The organism is Pseudomonas sp. LS_2 (assembly GCF_042709235.1).
Lineage (GTDB): Bacteria > Pseudomonadota > Gammaproteobacteria > Pseudomonadales > Pseudomonadaceae > Aquipseudomonas.
In genome coordinates, this window is sequence record NZ_JAVAYC010000051.1 from 1 (window position 1) to 15,037 (window position 15,037).

Annotated in this window: 17 protein-coding genes; 10 read left to right on the top strand and 7 right to left on the bottom strand. The window is 65.3% G+C overall.

Going from position 1 to position 15,037, the window contains the following annotated elements:
- Positions 1-1,551 (bottom strand): condensation domain-containing protein (locus RAC97_RS24140; protein ID WP_375102155.1); only part of this gene is annotated, 1,551 nt, incomplete at its 3' end.
- Positions 1,552-1,952: 401 nt separating this feature from the next.
- Here RAC97_RS24140 and RAC97_RS24145 point away from each other — a divergent pair.
- The 8 genes from RAC97_RS24145 to RAC97_RS24180 are packed head-to-tail and all read left to right on the top strand — an operon-like array spanning position 1,953 to position 8,013.
- Positions 1,953-3,146: a PepSY-associated TM helix domain-containing protein gene (locus tag RAC97_RS24145; protein ID WP_375102154.1), complete on the top strand. Its 1,194-nt coding sequence runs from the start codon at positions 1,953-1,955 to the stop codon at positions 3,144-3,146.
- A complete protein-coding gene (locus RAC97_RS24150; protein WP_375102153.1) occupies positions 3,143-3,679 on the top strand; it encodes a thiamine pyrophosphate-binding protein in 537 nt (178 codons plus the stop codon). The genes RAC97_RS24145 and RAC97_RS24150 overlap by 4 nt, the downstream gene beginning before the upstream one ends.
- Positions 3,676-3,996 (top strand): hypothetical protein, encoded by a 321-nt coding sequence (locus RAC97_RS24155; protein WP_375102152.1) that lies wholly within the window; start codon positions 3,676-3,678, stop codon positions 3,994-3,996. The genes RAC97_RS24150 and RAC97_RS24155 overlap by 4 nt, the downstream gene beginning before the upstream one ends.
- Positions 3,993-4,562, top strand: coding sequence for a DUF6162 family protein (locus RAC97_RS24160; protein WP_375102151.1), 570 nt, complete (start codon positions 3,993-3,995; stop codon positions 4,560-4,562). Before RAC97_RS24155 ends, RAC97_RS24160 begins: the two co-directional genes overlap by 4 nt.
- 16 nt (positions 4,563-4,578) lie before the next feature.
- A complete protein-coding gene (locus RAC97_RS24165) occupies positions 4,579-5,481 on the top strand; it encodes a metal ABC transporter solute-binding protein, Zn/Mn family (protein WP_375102150.1) in 903 nt (300 codons plus the stop codon).
- On the top strand, positions 5,478-6,224 hold the full coding sequence (locus RAC97_RS24170; RefSeq protein WP_375102149.1) for a metal ABC transporter ATP-binding protein: 747 nt from the start codon (positions 5,478-5,480) through the stop codon (positions 6,222-6,224). The genes RAC97_RS24165 and RAC97_RS24170 overlap by 4 nt, the downstream gene beginning before the upstream one ends.
- Positions 6,224-7,123 (top strand): metal ABC transporter permease, encoded by a 900-nt coding sequence (locus RAC97_RS24175; protein ID WP_375102148.1) that lies wholly within the window; start codon positions 6,224-6,226, stop codon positions 7,121-7,123. The genes RAC97_RS24170 and RAC97_RS24175 overlap by 1 nt, the downstream gene beginning before the upstream one ends.
- A gap of 2 nt (positions 7,124-7,125) precedes the next feature.
- Positions 7,126-8,013, top strand: a complete 888-nt coding sequence (locus RAC97_RS24180; protein ID WP_375102158.1) for a metal ABC transporter solute-binding protein, Zn/Mn family — start codon at positions 7,126-7,128, stop codon at positions 8,011-8,013.
- Between the two features lie 105 nt (positions 8,014-8,118).
- Here the strand turns inward: RAC97_RS24180 and RAC97_RS24185 are convergent, their stop codons facing one another.
- The 5 genes from RAC97_RS24185 to RAC97_RS24205 all read right to left on the bottom strand — a co-directional run bounded on the left by RAC97_RS24185 (position 8,119) and on the right by RAC97_RS24205 (position 11,838).
- Positions 8,119-9,201 carry a DUF1615 domain-containing protein gene (locus tag RAC97_RS24185; protein ID WP_375102157.1) on the bottom strand — a complete coding sequence of 361 codons (1,083 nt, stop codon included), beginning with the start codon at positions 9,199-9,201 and terminating at the stop codon, positions 8,119-8,121.
- Positions 9,198-9,749, bottom strand: a complete 552-nt coding sequence (locus RAC97_RS24190; RefSeq protein WP_375102147.1) for a hydrolase — start codon at positions 9,747-9,749, stop codon at positions 9,198-9,200. Before RAC97_RS24190 ends, RAC97_RS24185 begins: the two co-directional genes overlap by 4 nt.
- Before the next feature lie 62 nt (positions 9,750-9,811).
- Complete coding sequence (locus tag RAC97_RS24195) at positions 9,812-10,531, bottom strand: thioesterase II family protein (RefSeq protein WP_375102146.1); 720 nt, start codon at positions 10,529-10,531, stop codon at positions 9,812-9,814.
- Positions 10,528-10,749 (bottom strand): MbtH family protein, encoded by a 222-nt coding sequence (locus RAC97_RS24200; RefSeq protein WP_375102145.1) that lies wholly within the window; start codon positions 10,747-10,749, stop codon positions 10,528-10,530. Before RAC97_RS24200 ends, RAC97_RS24195 begins: the two co-directional genes overlap by 4 nt.
- Before the next feature lie 135 nt (positions 10,750-10,884).
- The gene (locus RAC97_RS24205; RefSeq protein ID WP_375102144.1) at positions 10,885-11,838 is read right to left on the bottom strand and encodes an AEC family transporter; all 954 of its coding nucleotides are present in this window, start codon (positions 11,836-11,838) and stop codon (positions 10,885-10,887) included.
- Positions 11,839-11,941: 103 nt separating this feature from the next.
- Between RAC97_RS24205 and RAC97_RS24210 the strand changes: the two genes are divergently transcribed.
- Positions 11,942-12,841: a LysR substrate-binding domain-containing protein gene (locus tag RAC97_RS24210; RefSeq protein ID WP_375102143.1), complete on the top strand. Its 900-nt coding sequence runs from the start codon at positions 11,942-11,944 to the stop codon at positions 12,839-12,841.
- Between the two features lie 56 nt (positions 12,842-12,897).
- Here RAC97_RS24210 and RAC97_RS24215 read toward each other — a convergent pair whose 3' ends face one another.
- Entirely contained in the window at positions 12,898-13,800 is a 903-nt protein-coding gene (locus RAC97_RS24215) for a LysR family transcriptional regulator (RefSeq protein ID WP_375102142.1), read from the bottom strand.
- A gap of 101 nt (positions 13,801-13,901) precedes the next feature.
- Between RAC97_RS24215 and RAC97_RS24220 the strand changes: the two genes are divergently transcribed.
- Positions 13,902-14,969 carry an AbrB family transcriptional regulator gene (locus RAC97_RS24220; protein WP_377748403.1) on the top strand — a complete coding sequence of 356 codons (1,068 nt, stop codon included), beginning with the start codon at positions 13,902-13,904 and terminating at the stop codon, positions 14,967-14,969.
- The last annotated feature ends 68 nt before the right edge of the window (positions 14,970-15,037 follow it).

Here is a 15,037-nt window from a genome sequence, read left to right on the forward strand (position 1 = left end):
AATGACCTGGTGCAGGCACTGCCCTACCGGGTGTTCGACCAGCGCCTTGTTCCAATCATCGATAATCGCGCCATGTTCTTCGCCAGCCAGCATCGTCAGCTCGCACAGCCGCTGCCCTTCCCCGCTCACCATCGCATGCAGCAGCGCAGTCCAGTGGCTCGCCAGGCGCTCGACGGTTGCCGGCTCGAACAGGTCGCAGGCATAGGTCAACGCAGCGCGCAGTTGGCCGCCCTTCTCGAAGGTATCCAGGGTAAGGTCGAACTGGGTCGTGCGCCCTTGCCAGTGCACCTGCTCCAGCGCCAACCCCGACGCCAACGCATAGCTGCCGATATCGGCCACTTCCGGCTGGTGGTTGTACATGACCTGGAACAATGGCGTGCGGCTGGCATCGCGCTCCAGGCGCAGCGCCTCGACCAGTTGCTCGAAGGGCAGGTCCTGGTGGGCCTGGGCGCCAAGTACTACGGCCTTGACTTGTTGCAGGAATGCACCGACCTCAAGCTGGCCATCCACCGCGTTGCGCAGCACCTGGGTATTGACGAAGAAGCCGATCAGCCCCTCTACCTCGGTGCGGTTGCGGTTGGCGATGGGGGTGCCGACGCGGATATCGCGCTGGCCAGTGTAGCGTTGCAGCAGCAGGTTGAAGGCCGCCAGCAATACCACGAACAGGCTTACCTCCTGGCGCCGGGCCAAGGCCCGCAACTGCTCGGCCAGCGCAGGCTCCACGGCGAACTCCCAGCGCCGCCCGGCATGGCTTGGTTGTGCCGGACGCGGATGGTCCGTGGGCAGCTCCAGCACCGGATGGTCATTACCCAGCTGCGCCAGCCAATAGTCCAGCTGACGTTGCTGCTCGCCCGCCTCCAGCCAGCGGCGCTGCCACAGCGCGTAGTCGCGGTACTGGATGGACAGCGCCGGCCAGGCCGGCGACCGGCCCGCCCGGAAGGCCTCGTAGGCCTGGATGAACTCATCGATCAGCACCGACATCGACCAGCCGTCGGCGACGATATGGTGCAGCGTAAGCAGCAACACATGATCCTGTGCCGACAGCTCGAGCAGACGAATACGCAGCAAAGGCCCTTCGACCAGGTCGAACGGCTGCACGGCCATGCCCTGCGCCTCCTCCACCACCCGCCGCTCACGCTCCGCCTCCGGCAAGCCAGCCAGCGACTGCCACTGCACCACCACAGGCGCCTGCAACGGCATTTGCAGTACCTGGCCATCGGCCTGGCGCTGGAACACCGTACGCAGGGTTTCGTGGCGCTCGACCAGGGCGGCGAAGGCCTGCTCCAGCGCGCCGCGATCCAGCGGGCCTTTCAGGCGAACAGCGGCTGGCAGGTTGTAAGCGCCGCTGCCCGGCTCCAGCGCCCAGAGAAACCACATGCGTTGCTGGGCGAACGACAAGGCCTGGCGATCGTCTGCCTCGACCCCCGCCGGAATCGGAAACTGCTGAAAGCTGAGCCCTTCTTTCTCCAGCGCCGCGAGGAACGTGCGGCGCTTGTCCAGGGGCAGGCCGATGAAACGGGCGGCGAGCTTGAGGGATTGGTCAGCATTCATTTCAGAGCATCCGGGTTCAGAGGCAAGGAGGCGCAAAGGCGTGTCGTAGCTATAGAACGAACATGGGCGGGAAAAATTAGCGCCTGGCGGCGGCGTGAGGCGGGAGCTGGCAATGGCCTGCGCAGAAGAAAAAAACACGAGAGGGTAAATTTTTCTTCATGCAATTCGTTATCATTCCAGCCAGGGTCCGAACGCTGGATCGCACGATGACCCCATGAGCGAACAGGTACGCCTGATCGCGAAACATTTTGTTGCATTTACAGGCAGCAGCTTTCCCGGTCTCATCCGTCCTTAGAAGTGAGACTTCGTGAAATCAAGCTTCTGGCTACCCTGCTGGCGCGGTACGCATCTGGTGCGTGCTGCGTTCGTCTATTTACGCCCTGACATCAAGTTGCCGCCCCATGTCGAAAAAGTCGCGTTCAAAAATCTGGTTCCTGGTGCACAGCTGGCTGGCCTTGCCCATCTGGTTCTTCGTGCTCATCGTCTGCTTCACCGGCATGCTCGCGGTGGTCAGCCAGGAAATCGTCTGGCTGGCCAACCCGGACGTGCGCGCCAGTGCGCCGAGCGATGATGCCCCGCGCCTGAGCCACCAGCAGGTGCTCGACGCCCTGCACAAGGCCGAGCCGAACATGGCGGTGCGCACCATGAGCCAGCCCGACGGATCGCACTTCGCCCTCAACGTCGGCGTCACCTACCCCGACGGCACCTCGCCGACCCTCTACGTCAACCCCTACACCGGCGCGATCCAGGGCAAGACCCCCGACTTCAACTTCGAAGCCTTTACCCGCGCCCTGCACGGCTGGTGGCTGGTGCCGTTCACCAACGGCTATAGCTGGGGCTGGTACCTGGTCTCGCTGCTCGGCCTGCCGATGCTGGCGTCGCTGGTCACGGGCCTGGTGGTGTACAAGAAATTCTGGAAAGGCTTCTTCAAGGTACCGCGCCTGGCCCATGGCCGACGCATCTTCTGGGGTGACGTGCACCGCCTGGCGGGCGTGTGGTCGATCTGGTTCATCGCGGTCATCTCGATCACCGGCACCTGGTTCCTGGTGCAGGCGATCCTGGCCGACAGCAAGATCACTATCTCCTCCGAGCCGATCGTGCCGGTGATCACCCGCGAGCAGGTGCCGCAAACCGCTGACGGCAGCCCGGCACCGCGCATCGACCTGGACCAGGCCATCCGCACCGCCCGTGCCAGCATTCCTGGCCTGGACATCAGCTACATCACCCTGCCGGCCACGGCCTACAGCCATGTCGGCCTGATGGGCCGCGGCTGGTACCCGCTGATGTACCAGAACGCCTCCGTCAACCCGTACACCGACAAGGTAGACAGCCAGTTCCTGCTGGGCGACCGCTCGGCCCTGGAGTTCTTCACCGAGTCCATGCGCCCGCTGCACACCGGTGACTTCGGCGGCCTGCCGATCAAGCTGGTGTGGTTCTTCTTCGGCCTGATACTGACCCTGATGGTGTTCAGCGGCTTGCTGATCTGGACCAAGCGCACCGCCCAGGCAACCGCCGCCGCGCTGAAACGTAGCGAGCGCCCGGCGCGCGCTGTCAAGCCCGTAGCACCCGAGTCTTCCCTGGAGGTACAGCCATGAGCCAGGCCCAAGCCCTGCCGCAAGGCGGCTTCAAACAGTGGTGGCGGAAATGGCGCTTCCACCTGAACATCCTGCTGATCCTCATTCCATTGGCGTTCATGCCCAAGTACTTCGCCGACGCCCGCCTGTTCCGCGGCGAAAGCGGCCTGGGCGCGACCGTGGTGAGCGGCATCCAGGTCGACCGCTGGACCTTGGACCTTGCCGAGTTCCGTGCCGAGGCGCCGCTCGCCGACGGCCCGGCCGGTCACTTCAAGTTCCTCACGGCAGCGTGCAGCAACTGCACCGACACCGCCAAGGCGATCTACCTGCGCATCGGCAAGCCACGCAGTCTGCGCGCCGCCGGCTCGTTGCTGTTCGGCGCGCCCTATCGCATGGGCACTTCGTTGCCGATTCCGGCCAACACCCGTCCCGACGCCGACATCTGGATCACCATCGAAGGCTGGGACGGCAGCATGCACCAGGCATCCGTGCCGCTGGCCAAGGTATCGCCGGCCACCGTTGCCTGGCTCGAGAAACAAGGAGGCAAGAAATGAAACACCTGTTGCGCAGGCTCGCCCTGCCCTTGCTGGCGCTGGCCGCCGGCCCCGCCCTGGCCCATAACCCGATGTGCGACTGCCAGCCGGTAGACGGCGACCAGATCAAGTGCACCGGGGGCTTTTCCGATGGCAGCGGCGCCCCAGGTGTGACCCTCGATGTGATCGGCTATGACGAACAGGTACTGGTGCCTGGCAAGCTCGGCGATGACTCGAGCCTGACGTTCAAGCGCCCTGACGGCGAGTTCTACGTGCTGTTCGATGCCGGCCCCGGCCACGTCGTGGAAATCGACTACGCGGACATCGCCCAACCATGAGCCGTGCCCAAGTCATCCGCCCGGCCGGTGCCGGGCATGAAACCCTCTATATGCTGCTGACCGCACTGCTGATCCTCGCCGTGGCCGCCAGCGTGGTCACCCTGCGCGGCGAACGGGTCGACGAGCAGACCATCGCCAGCCACCAGATCGACGCCCGCCGCGACCTCACCCCTGCCGAACAAGGCCTGTACACCGACCTGCACGTTGCCCTCGACGAGATCCGCGCGCTGCGCGAGGAAAACGCCGCAGTGCCCAGCGTCGCGGCGTTGGCCGAGGAAGGCCTGCCGCCGTTCGTCGAAGACACCAGCAGCGCCAGCCGTGGCAACCACCAGTGGCAGTGGCTCGACAGCGGCGCCTACCTGGGCCGTAGCCAGGATGCCCAGGTAGCCGGCAGTTTCCTGCTGATATTGCCGAGCGAGGCCCAGGCCCCCGCCGATGTCTGGCTGCGTCGCGACAGCAGCGCCGCCGCCCCGGACGACCTGGGCAGCGAGTCATTGATCGCCGCCGGCTGGCAACAGGTGGTCAGCCACTACGACGCAGGCGTCACCCGCGAACACCGTCACTGAACCCAAGGACTCCCCCATGCTCCGCTCCGCCTTCGCCCTGCTCCTGGCCTGCTTGCTGCCGGCCGTAGCCCTGGCCGACACCGGCAAGCCCCTGCGTATCGGCATCACCTTGCACCCCTACTACAGCTATGTCAGCAACGTGGTCGGCGACCGCGCCGAGGTGGTGCCGCTGATTCCTGCCGGCTTCAACCCCCACGCCTACGAGCCCCGCGCCGAGGACATCAAGCGTATCGGCAGCCTGGACGTGATCGTGCTCAACGGCATCGGCCACGACGACTTCGCCGACCGCATGATCGCCGCCAGCGAAAAGCCCGGCATCAAGACCATCGAGGCCAATGAGAACGTGCCGCTGCTGGCGGCCACCGGCATCGCCGCGCGCGGTGCGGGCAAGGTGGTCAACCCGCATACCTTCCTGTCGATCAGCGCCAGCATCGCCCAGGTGAACAACATCGCCCGCGAGCTGGGCAAGCTCGACCCGGCCAACGCCACCTACTACATGCAGAACGCCCGCGCCTACGCCAAGCGCCTGCGGGTGCTGCGTGCCGAGGCCCTGGCCAAGGTCACCGAGGCGCCGGGCGCGGAGTTCCGCGTTGCGACCATCCACGCCGCCTACGACTACCTGGTGCGTGACTTCGGCCTGGAAGTGACCGCCGTGGTCGAGCCTGCCCACGGTATCGAGCCGAGCCCGGCGCAGTTGAAGAAGACCATCGACCAGCTCAAGGCCCTGGACGTGAAGGTGATCTTCTCGGAAATGGACTTCCCCTCGGCGTACGTGGAAACCATCCAGCGTGAGTCTGGCGTGCATATCTACCCGCTGACCCACATTTCCTATGGCGAATACACCAAGGAGAAGTACGAGGTGGAGATGAAGCGCAACCTCGACACCGTGGTCAAGGCCATTCAGGAGAACCGCGCATGACCGCTGCGGCCAACCTCGCCGCCAGCGGCGGGCCGCGCATCGAGTTCGCCGGTATCGACCTCACCCTGGGCCGCACGCGCATTCTTGAGCAAGTGGCGTTCAGCGTCGCCGCCGGCAGCGTGCATGCCATCGTCGGGCCGAACGGCGGCGGCAAGAGCTCGCTGATCAAGACCCTGCTGGGGCAAATGCCACATCAAGGCCAGCTCACCCTGCACTGGCCGACCGAGCGCGAAGTGATCGGCTACGTGCCCCAGGCGCTGGAATTCGACCGTGGCCTGCCGATGACCGTCGACGACTTCATGGCCGCCATGTGCCAGCAACGCCCGGCTTTCCTGGGCCTGTCGCGCAAGGCGCGACCCGACATCGACGCGGCGCTGGCCAGAGTGGGCATGCTGGAGAAGCGCAAGCGGCGCATGGGCGCCTTGTCCGGCGGCGAGCGCCAACGCGTGCTGCTGGCCCAGGGCCTGATCCCCGAGCCGCAACTGCTGGTACTGGACGAGCCGATGTCGGCGCTCGACGAAGCTGGTATCCAGGTGTTCGAGCAACTGCTGCACAGCTGGCGCCAGGCCGGTACCACCGTACTGTGGATCGAGCATGACCTGGAAGCGGTGCTGCGCCTGGCCGACCGGGTGACCGGGCTGAGCCGCAAGGTGCTGTTCGACGCCCCACCGGCCCAGGCCCTGACTCCAGAGCGCCTGCTGGGCCTGTTCTCCGTCCACCCGCGCAGCGAGAGCCTCGCCTGATGAGTTATGAAGCCTTCCGCCAGCTGGTCCAGCAATGGGCCACCGCTGGCTACCTGCCGGAGGCCCTGGCCTACGGTTTCGTGATCAACGCCCTGCTCGCGGGCCTGATGATCGGCCCAGTCCTGGGCGGCCTGGGCACCCTGGTGGTGGTCAAGCGCTTTGCCTTCTTCTCCGAGGCCGTCGGCCATGCGGCGCTGACCGGCGTTGCCATTGGCATCCTGCTGGGCGAACCGTACACCGGACCTTATGGCAGCCTGTTCGGCTACTGCCTGCTGTTCGGTATTTTGCTGAACTTCCTGCGCAACCGCACGGGGCTGTCGCCCGACACCCTGATCGGCGTGTTTCTCTCGGTGTCCCTGGCCCTGGGTGCGAGCTTGCTGCTGATGCTGGCGGGCAAGATCAACGTGCATATCCTGGAGAACGTGCTGTTCGGCTCGGTGCTGACCGTCAGCGCCCACGACCTTGTGGTACTGGGCGTGGTGGCGATCCTGGTGCTGGCCCTGGCCCTACCGCTGTACAACCGCATCATCCTGGCCAGCTTCAACCCTCAGTTGGCGGCGGTACGCGGGGTAGCGGTAAAGACCCTGGATTACCTGTTCGTGGTCCTGGTGACCTTGGTGACCGTGGCCTCGGTGAAGGTGATCGGGGCGATCCTGGTCGGCGCCCTGCTGGTGATCCCAGCCGCCGCTGCGCGCCTGGTCAGCCAGTCGCTGAAGGGCTTCTTCTTCGTCTCGGTGCTGATCGCTACCCTGAGCACGCTGCTGGGCATCCTGCTGCCGATCGTCTTCGACCTGCCAGTGCCGTCCGGCGCTGCGATCATCCTGGTGTCTGGCGTCTGCTTCGCCCTCGCCGCCCTGGCCCGCGCCCTCGTCCCTCGCCTGCAAGGAAACCCGGCATGACCCTGAACTTCAAACCGCTGTGCCTGGCCTTGGCCCTGGCCGCCCTGCCCGCCCTTGCCCAGGCTGCGCAACCCGTCGCCGCACCCCAGGTGCTGACCACCCTGCCGGTGACCCACAGCCTGGCCGTGGCCTTGCTCGAAGGCACCTCGGTGCAGCTCAAGCGCGCCGCACCCGCCAACCTGCCGGCCACCCGCCAGCCCTCGTACTTCAGCGGGCGCGGCGGCGAGAGCCTGCAAAAGGCCGCGCGCGAGGCGGATGCGGTGATCGGCGTGCGCTCGATCTGGCGTGACGACCCGCTTTACCCTATGGCCCGACGCAGCAATATCCGCATCGTCGAAATCGATGCCGCGCACCCGGTGGACGGCGCGCTGCCAGGCATCGCGGTGAGCGGCGAGGACGCCTTCGCCGGTTACCCATGGCTGAACCCGATAAACCTGGGGCGCATGGCCGATGTGCTGGCCAATGACCTGGAACGCCTGTCGCCAGCCGACAAGACGAAAATCCAGACCAACCTGGCCGGCCTCAAACGCCAGCTCCTCGAGCTGACCTCCAGCAGCCAGACCCGCCTGGCCGAGGCTGACAACCTCAGCGTGGTAAGCCTCTCGGAGCGGCTAGGCTACCTGGCCAGCGGGCTGAACCTGGATGTGGTGGCGCAGCCGCTGCCCGCCGGTGACAAGTGGGACGAGGCCACGCTCAAGGCGTTGGGCGAGAACCTCAAGGCCCAGGAGGTGGCGCTGGTGCTGCACCATCGCCAGCCGGAGACCGAGGTAGTCAAGACGATCGAAGCGGCTGGCGCGAAACTGGTGGTGATCGAGAGCGACCCTGAAGACACCCTGGTTGGGCTCAAGGCCAGCGTCGACCAGGTGGTGGCGGCGTTGCGCCAGGGCTAAGCTCCGGCGCGCCCTTCGCGGGCAAGCCCGCTCCTGCAGGTTTCGCGCAGTCCCTGCAGGAGCGGGCTTGGCCGCCAAGAGGTCAGCGCTGGACACTCGGTCATTTCAGCGCTTCAAGCACCGCTGATACCGCTCATCCACCCTCCCGGCGAACCACGCCGTGGTGAGCTTGCGGGTAATCTTCGGGCTCTTGAGCTCGATCCCCGGCAGCACCGCCCGCGGCAGAGGCTTGCCTGCCTTGGCGTCGGCCAACGCGAATACGCCTTGGTACAAGTCGGTTTCCTCCAACGCCAGGCTGTCTTCCTTTTCCAGCTGGCTGCGGATCTGCGGGTTGCGCAGCCCCAGTTGCCGCCCCAGCGTACGCGCCGCCTTCTCCGTCGCCCCCGGCATGATCGCCCCGGGTGCGATCAAGTCGCCATCGAGTGCCAGCTTCACCCCGGTCGCCTGGCTCAACGCCGCCTGGAACGCCGCATTACGACTGGCGTACCAACCCGCGTTGAAGTCGGCATAGCGGTACAGCTGGCGCTCATAGTGGGCTGGATAGCCCAGCAGGTGGGCGATACCGAAATACATCCCGCCGCGTCGACTGAACACTTCCTGGCGCACCGTGCCCTGCCGGGTGTAGGGGTAGTCCTGGGCATGCCGTTCGGCGAAATCGATACTGACCTGCATGGGCCCGCCCGTGCGCACTGGGTTCAAACCGCCGAGCAGCTTGTCACCCAGGGGTAGCCCGGCGATGAAGTCGTCGAACAGCGCACTCAGCTGCTTCTCGCTGCGCACCGCCAGCAAGCGTTGCTGGTAGGTCTTGCCGTTGGCCGAGGGGGTCGCCAGAGCGCCATCGACCAGCAGTTTCGGAATGTGCAGGCGCGCCGCGCGGCGGTCGATTTCCTCGCGGGCGATCCGCCCAAGGTTGGGCACTTGCGGGTCGGCGTTGAAGGTCGACTCTTGCTCGGTCACCGCCAGCACCGCACACAGGTTGCTCTTGCTCGGCTCGATACGCTGGGCTTCGAAAGCCACCTGGATGTCCTTGGCCCAGCCCTCGCGGTCCTTCACCGTGGCGGGCAGCAGGCGCAGCAATTGAGCACGGACCTCGGCCGCGTCGGCCTGCGGGGGTGGCTCGGTGCGCCCCGCGCAGCCCTGGAGCAGCGCCAGGGCGGCTACACCGGCCGCCAGCAGCCACCCGTTCAGGGCTGTTCACCGACCAGGTAGGTCTTGCTGATGTGCCGGAACAGCGGGTGGCTGGCGCTTTGCATCAACTCGAACAGCACCATCTCACGGCTGACCACCTGGGCCCCGGCATTACGCATGCGGGCCAGGCCCGCTGCCTTGCTGGCCGGGGTACGGCTGTCGCAGGCGTCCTCGACCACGAATACCTGCTTGCCCAGCCCAAGCAGGCCCAACACGCTTTGCAGCACACAGACATGGGTTTCCATGCCGCACACGATCACCTGCTGGCGTTGCAGCAGGCTGGCCGGCAGGCAGTCAGCGGCCACGCAGGAGAAATGCAGCTTTTCCACCACCTCGGCATGCGGCGATGCCGCCAGTAGCTCGGGCAAGGTCGGGCCGAGGCCCTTGGGGTATTGCTCGGAGATCACCGTGGGCAGTTCCAGCTCGGCCGCGGCGGCCAGCAACCAACGTGCACGGGCACGGGTGCCCTCGGGGTCGCTCATGGCACCGATGAGTTTTTCCTGGATGTCGACGACCAGCAGCGTGGCCTGGCGGGGATCGATCAGCATGGAGGGCAAGCCTTGTCCTGGAGAAAGCACCAAGCCTCCCCCAGGCAAAGGTGCCACGTCAATCAGGCCGACAGGCGCAACGGCTCCAGGGCTGCGGCGAGCTCGCCTAGCACCCGGTCTTCGTGCTCATGGATGAAGAAGTGCCCGCCCGGGAACATGCGCAAGGAAAACTCACCGACAGTTTCCTGGCCCCAGGCCTGCAATTGCGAGGGATTGGCGCGGTCTTGCTCGCCACCGAGCACATGCAGCGGGCAGCGCAGCGGCGGGCGCTGGCGATAGGCGTAGTGACCGCAAAGCAGGAAATCAGCGCGCAGCACCGGCAACGTCAGGCTCATCAGCTCTTCGTTGGCCAGCACTTCTTCGGGCGTGCCTTGCAGCTCGCGCAGCTCGTCGATCAGTTGGGCATCGCTCTTGGGTTCGCGCCAGTGCTTGCCGTCGTAGTCTTCACGGCGGGTAGGCGCGGCGGTGCCGCAGGCGAACAACGCCAGCGGCGCCGGGCAGCCGAGCGCTTGCAGCTCGTGGGCCAGCTCGAAGGCCAGCAGCGCCCCCAGGCTGTGGCCCAACAGTGCGTATGGCCCGCTGGCCGCCAGGCGCTGCTCGCTGGCCAACTGCCGGGCCAGCACCTGCATGTCGGTCTGCAGGGCTTCGCCCAGGCGTGCGCCGCGTCCAGGCAACTCCACGGGACGCACCTGCAGCCAGCCCGGCAGCTTGCGCCGCCAGCGGCTGTAGACCATGGCGCTGGCGCCGGAATACGGCAGGCACAGCAGGTTCACGGTGGTCACTGTGCGGCGGTTTGCGCCATTTTCTGGCGCAGGCTCAGGGGACGCATGTCGGTCCACACCTCATCGATGTAGGCCAGGCAGTCCTTCTTCAGGCCGCTCTTGCCCACGGCGCGCCAGCCTTCGGGGATCGCCTTGTAGTCCGGCCAGATGGAGTATTGCTCTTCGTGGTTGGCCACTACCTGGAACACGATGTCGTCGCGGTCGAAAACGGAAGTCACAGTCTGTCTCCTTGGGTGGTATGGCCTGCGCCTTGCGAGGCGCAGGGCAGGTCTTCAGGAAAACGAAGCAGGTATCGGGAAAATTAGCCCTGGGCGATTCTGCCACAGGGCGCAGGCGCCGATGAAGGCAGCGCTTCAGGCGCTGGCTGCACCGACGTTCATCCACACCATCAACACCGTGAGCGTGACCAGCGAGCACAGGGTAGAGATCAGGATCGTGCGGGAAATCAGCCCTGCCTCGCGCCGGTAGTATTCGGCCAGCATGAAAGGCCCCGTACCGGTCGGCAAGGCGCTGAGCAACAGTGCGGCATTGGCCCACATCGACGGCAGGGCGAACACCTTGAACGCCAGGAACCCGGTCAGCACTGGCTGCCCTACCAGCTTCAGGCCGACGAGCGGCCACGGGTTGCCCTCGTCCACCGCCGGCCTCCCGACCCTCTGGCCGAGGAACAGGCCCAACGACACCAGTGCACACGGGGTGGTGGCCATGGCCAGCATGTCGAGAAAGCTCTGCACCGGATGTGCCAGGCTCATGCCGCTCGCCGCCCAGGCCGCCCCGGCAACAGGGGCGATCACCAGGGGATTCTTCGCCAGCGCCCTGAGCACCTGCGCGATTGCCCGGCCAGGATGACGCGTCTCTTGCAGGCCGACCTCGACGCAAACCAGCGCGATGGCGAACAGCACGCAGACCACGACAAGGGTCGAGATCAACGCCGGTTGCAGGCCTGGGTGGCCGAACGCAAATGCGCACAGCGGTATGCCGATGTACCCGGTATTGGCGTAGCCAGCGCTCAAGCCATCGAGGCTGGCGTCGACCAGGCCATGCCCCCTGCGCAGCCGCCAGGCCAGCGTCAGCAGGAACACGGCGAGGGTGCCGACGCCGAAGGAGATGATGAACCCGGGTTGCCAGATCTCGGCCCAGGTAGCGCTTGCCGTGACTTTGAACAGCAAGGCCGGCAGGCAAAGCCACACCACCATCTTGTTGATCTCGGAGGCGGCGTACTCGCCGAGGCGATGGGTGCGGCGGCAGACGAACCCCGCCAGGATCAGGGCGAAGACAGGAAGGACGATGGCTAGGACGGCGTACATGATTTCCACGATCGAGGGAGATTTCGGGCGTGGGTAGATTAGAATCCCCCACCAATGCGGTCCAATGACTATAAACGTGTCCATTGATACTTATGGAGCATCGATGATCGAGCACCGTCACTTGCGCTATTTCCTGGCCCTGGCCGACCTGCTGCACTACGGCAAGGCCGCTGCGCGGGTCAACGTGGCGCAATCTTCATTGAGCCGGCAGATTGCCGACCTGGAGTCGCAACTTGGCTGCCAACTGTTCCTGCGCACCTCGCGCTCGGTCGAGCTGACCTTGGCGGGGCTGGAGTTGCAGCGCAGCGCCCGCCTGGTAATGCAGGCGATGGACTCGGCGATACGCTCGACCCAAGCCGTGGCGCGCGGCGACAAAGGCGCCTTGCGCATCGCCTTCACGTCCATGATCGCCTGGACAGGCCTGCCCAAGTTCATCAAGAACTACGCCGCGAGCGCGCCGCAGGTGAGCCTTGAGCTCAGCGAACTGCTGCCGGCGGCCCTGATGAAAGCCGTGCAAACCGGTGAATGCGACGTCGCCCTGACCTTCAGAACCCCGCTCCAGCCGCCCTACCACTACCGCGAGCTGTTGCACGAAACGTTGAGCATCGCGCTGCCCGCCGATCATCGCCTTGCTCGGCAGGCCCGTGTCAGTGTGGCCGACCTGGCCGATGAGCCATTTATCCTGAGCCCTCGTCACACTGCCTGCGCGTTGTTCGACAGCATCGACGCGCTGTGTCGGCAACATGGCTTCGAGCCTCGCGTGCGGATGTACACCCAACTACAAGGGACCATCGTCAACCTGGTCGGCGAAGGCCTGGGGGTATCGATCATTCCCACCTCCATGTCGAAATCGAACCCGCAATCAATGAAGGTCGTGCCGATAGACGATGCCCCGACTGTCGCCCTGGGCATGGTGTGGAGCGAACGCAACGCCAACCCTTGCCTGGCCGCCTTCATCGACGCGGTCGAAGACAGCCTGGTGCGCAACCCGCCCGCTGCCTGACAAAGGCTTGAGTTGAGTTCGACGGGATAACCGCCCAGGCCACCGCCCCCTTAACCTCACTCGTTACGGAAAAAAACCGGCCCTGCATCACGCAGCAAGTCCACCATGGCCCCTACCGCCGGTGGCAAGTAGCCCTCGGCGCGCACCGCCACCGCCACGGTGCGGCTCATGGTGGTCTCGGCCAGCGGCACTTCGCGCAGCCACGAGGTGCCCAGGCCGTGCTCCAGGGTTTCCCGGGCGGCGAAGCTCAGTAGCCGGGTCTGGGCGATGAGCCGCGGCAGCAGGGAAATCGAGTTGGTCTCGATCTGCACGTTGGGCGGTGGTAGCTGGCGCTCGACGAACACGTTGTCGATCCAGCGCCTGGCGGTCACGGTCGGCGCGCCGAGCACCCAGCGGTACTGGCACAGGTCCTTGAGGGCGATGGGACGGTCGAACACCGGGTGGTCGGCGCTGGCCACCACCACCACTTCGTCCTGCAGGATCGGGTAGGAGCGGTATCTGGGGTCGTCGACGATCAAGGTGCAGATGATTGCATCCAGGCGCCCGGCCATCAGCGACTCCTTGAGCACGTCATCCTGGCCGATGGACAGCTTCAAGGTCAGTTCCGGCGCGCGCTCCAGCAATGCCGAGGCCAACTGCGGCAGCAGGTGCTCGGCCATGCTCGCCGCGCAACCGAGGCGAATATTGCCCACCAGACCGCTGGCAAAGTCGCGCACCTCGCGTTCGGTCTGGGCAATGTCCAATTGCAGTTGCTTGCTACGGGCCAGCAACAGCTTGCCCACATCGGTGAGCTTGATACCCCGCCCGTCACGTTGGAACAGTCGCGTGCCGAGCGACTCCTCCAGGCGTTGGATGCTCTTGCTCAGCGCCGGCTGGCTGCGGTTGAGCTTTTCCGCGGCGCGGCCGAGGTGGCCGAGCTCGGCGATGGTCTGGAAATAGGTCAGGTCGCGTAGGTCCATGATTCATGAATTTTGGTTATGGATTCATCGAAAGTAGAAAATAGACTTGATGAATCGTGGCGTCGATAATTTTCTCCATCCGCCGTACAGGGAGACCGACGTTGCCCACTTTGCCTACCCTTCCTTCCCGCTTTTCAGTCCTGCGATGGCTTGCCCTGGCCGGGTGTGCCGGTGCCGCTGGGCAGGCGTTGCATGCCTTGGCGGTGCCCGCTGGGTTGTTTCTCGGGCCAATGCTGGTGGCCATTTTGTTTGGCGTTTCCGGGGCACGCCTGAGTTTGCACCGGCATGTGTTTCGCTTCGGCCAGGGCTGCGTCGGGCTGTTGGTGGCGCATTCGGTAACCTGGCCGGTACTGGCGTCGCTGGCGCAGTCGTGGGAGCTGATGCTGCTGGCCACGGTGGTTACCGTGCTGCTCAGCGCGGTGGTCGGGCTTGGCACGGTGCGCTTCGGTGGCATTCCTGGCAGCACCGCGGCCTGGGGGACGGCGCCGGGCGCGGCCTCGGCGATGGTGTCGATGGCCGAGGACAACGGTGCCGATGGCCGTGTGGTGGCGACCATGCAGTATGTGCGGGTGGTGTGCGTGGTGATGATCGGTTCGCTGGTCAGCCATTTGTTGGGCGCCAGCGACTTGGTGGGCGAGACGGCGAATGTGCCGGCCACGATGGATTCAGTTGCGCCGGTTGACTGGATGTTGGGGTTGGTGGTGGTGCTGGTTGGGGTGTTTGCGGGAAGCCGGATTCCAGCTGGCGCTCTGCTGCTGCCGTTGCTGCTGGGGGCTGGGTTGCAATTGGGTGGGGTGTTGGTGATTGCGTTGCCGAGCGGGTTGCTGGCTTTTGCCTACGGTGTCATTGGTTGCTATATCGGTCTGCGGTTCGACCGGCAAACGGTGCGTTATGTGTGGAGGCGTCTGCCGACGATGATCGCTGGGGCGGTGATGCTGATCGTGCTGTGCGCGGGTTGTGCCTGGGTGTTGGCGCGGGCGTCGGGTACTGATTTTCTGTCGATGTACCTGGCTACCAGCCCGGGTGGGTTGGATGCGATGGCGATTATTGCGGTGGAGACGCATTCGGATGTGGGGATGGTGTTGGCGATGCAGACGTTGCGGTTGTTCGGGGTAATTTTGACTGGGGCGTATATTGCGCGGCAGATCATTCGCCTAACTAAAACCTGATGCCCCGCGCTTGCTCTTGCTCTTGCTCTTGCTCTTGCTCTTGCTCTTGCTCTTGCTCTTGCTCTTGC

Coding starts and splice junctions, on each gene's coding strand:
- RAC97_RS24145 (WP_375102154.1), top strand. CDS start 1,953: ATGTCGAAAAAGTCGCGTTCAAAAATCTGGTTCCTGGTGCACAGCTGG.
- RAC97_RS24150 (WP_375102153.1), top strand. CDS start 3,143: ATGAGCCAGGCCCAAGCCCTGCCGCAAGGCGGCTTCAAACAGTGGTGG.
- RAC97_RS24155 (WP_375102152.1), top strand. CDS start 3,676: ATGAAACACCTGTTGCGCAGGCTCGCCCTGCCCTTGCTGGCGCTGGCC.
- RAC97_RS24160 (WP_375102151.1), top strand. CDS start 3,993: ATGAGCCGTGCCCAAGTCATCCGCCCGGCCGGTGCCGGGCATGAAACC.
- RAC97_RS24165 (WP_375102150.1), top strand. CDS start 4,579: ATGCTCCGCTCCGCCTTCGCCCTGCTCCTGGCCTGCTTGCTGCCGGCC.
- RAC97_RS24170 (WP_375102149.1), top strand. CDS start 5,478: ATGACCGCTGCGGCCAACCTCGCCGCCAGCGGCGGGCCGCGCATCGAG.
- RAC97_RS24175 (WP_375102148.1), top strand. CDS start 6,224: ATGAGTTATGAAGCCTTCCGCCAGCTGGTCCAGCAATGGGCCACCGCT.
- RAC97_RS24190 (WP_375102147.1), bottom strand. CDS start 9,749: ATGCTGATCGATCCCCGCCAGGCCACGCTGCTGGTCGTCGACATCCAG.
- RAC97_RS24205 (WP_375102144.1), bottom strand. CDS start 11,838: ATGTACGCCGTCCTAGCCATCGTCCTTCCTGTCTTCGCCCTGATCCTG.
- RAC97_RS24210 (WP_375102143.1), top strand. CDS start 11,942: ATGATCGAGCACCGTCACTTGCGCTATTTCCTGGCCCTGGCCGACCTG.
- RAC97_RS24215 (WP_375102142.1), bottom strand. CDS start 13,800: ATGGACCTACGCGACCTGACCTATTTCCAGACCATCGCCGAGCTCGGC.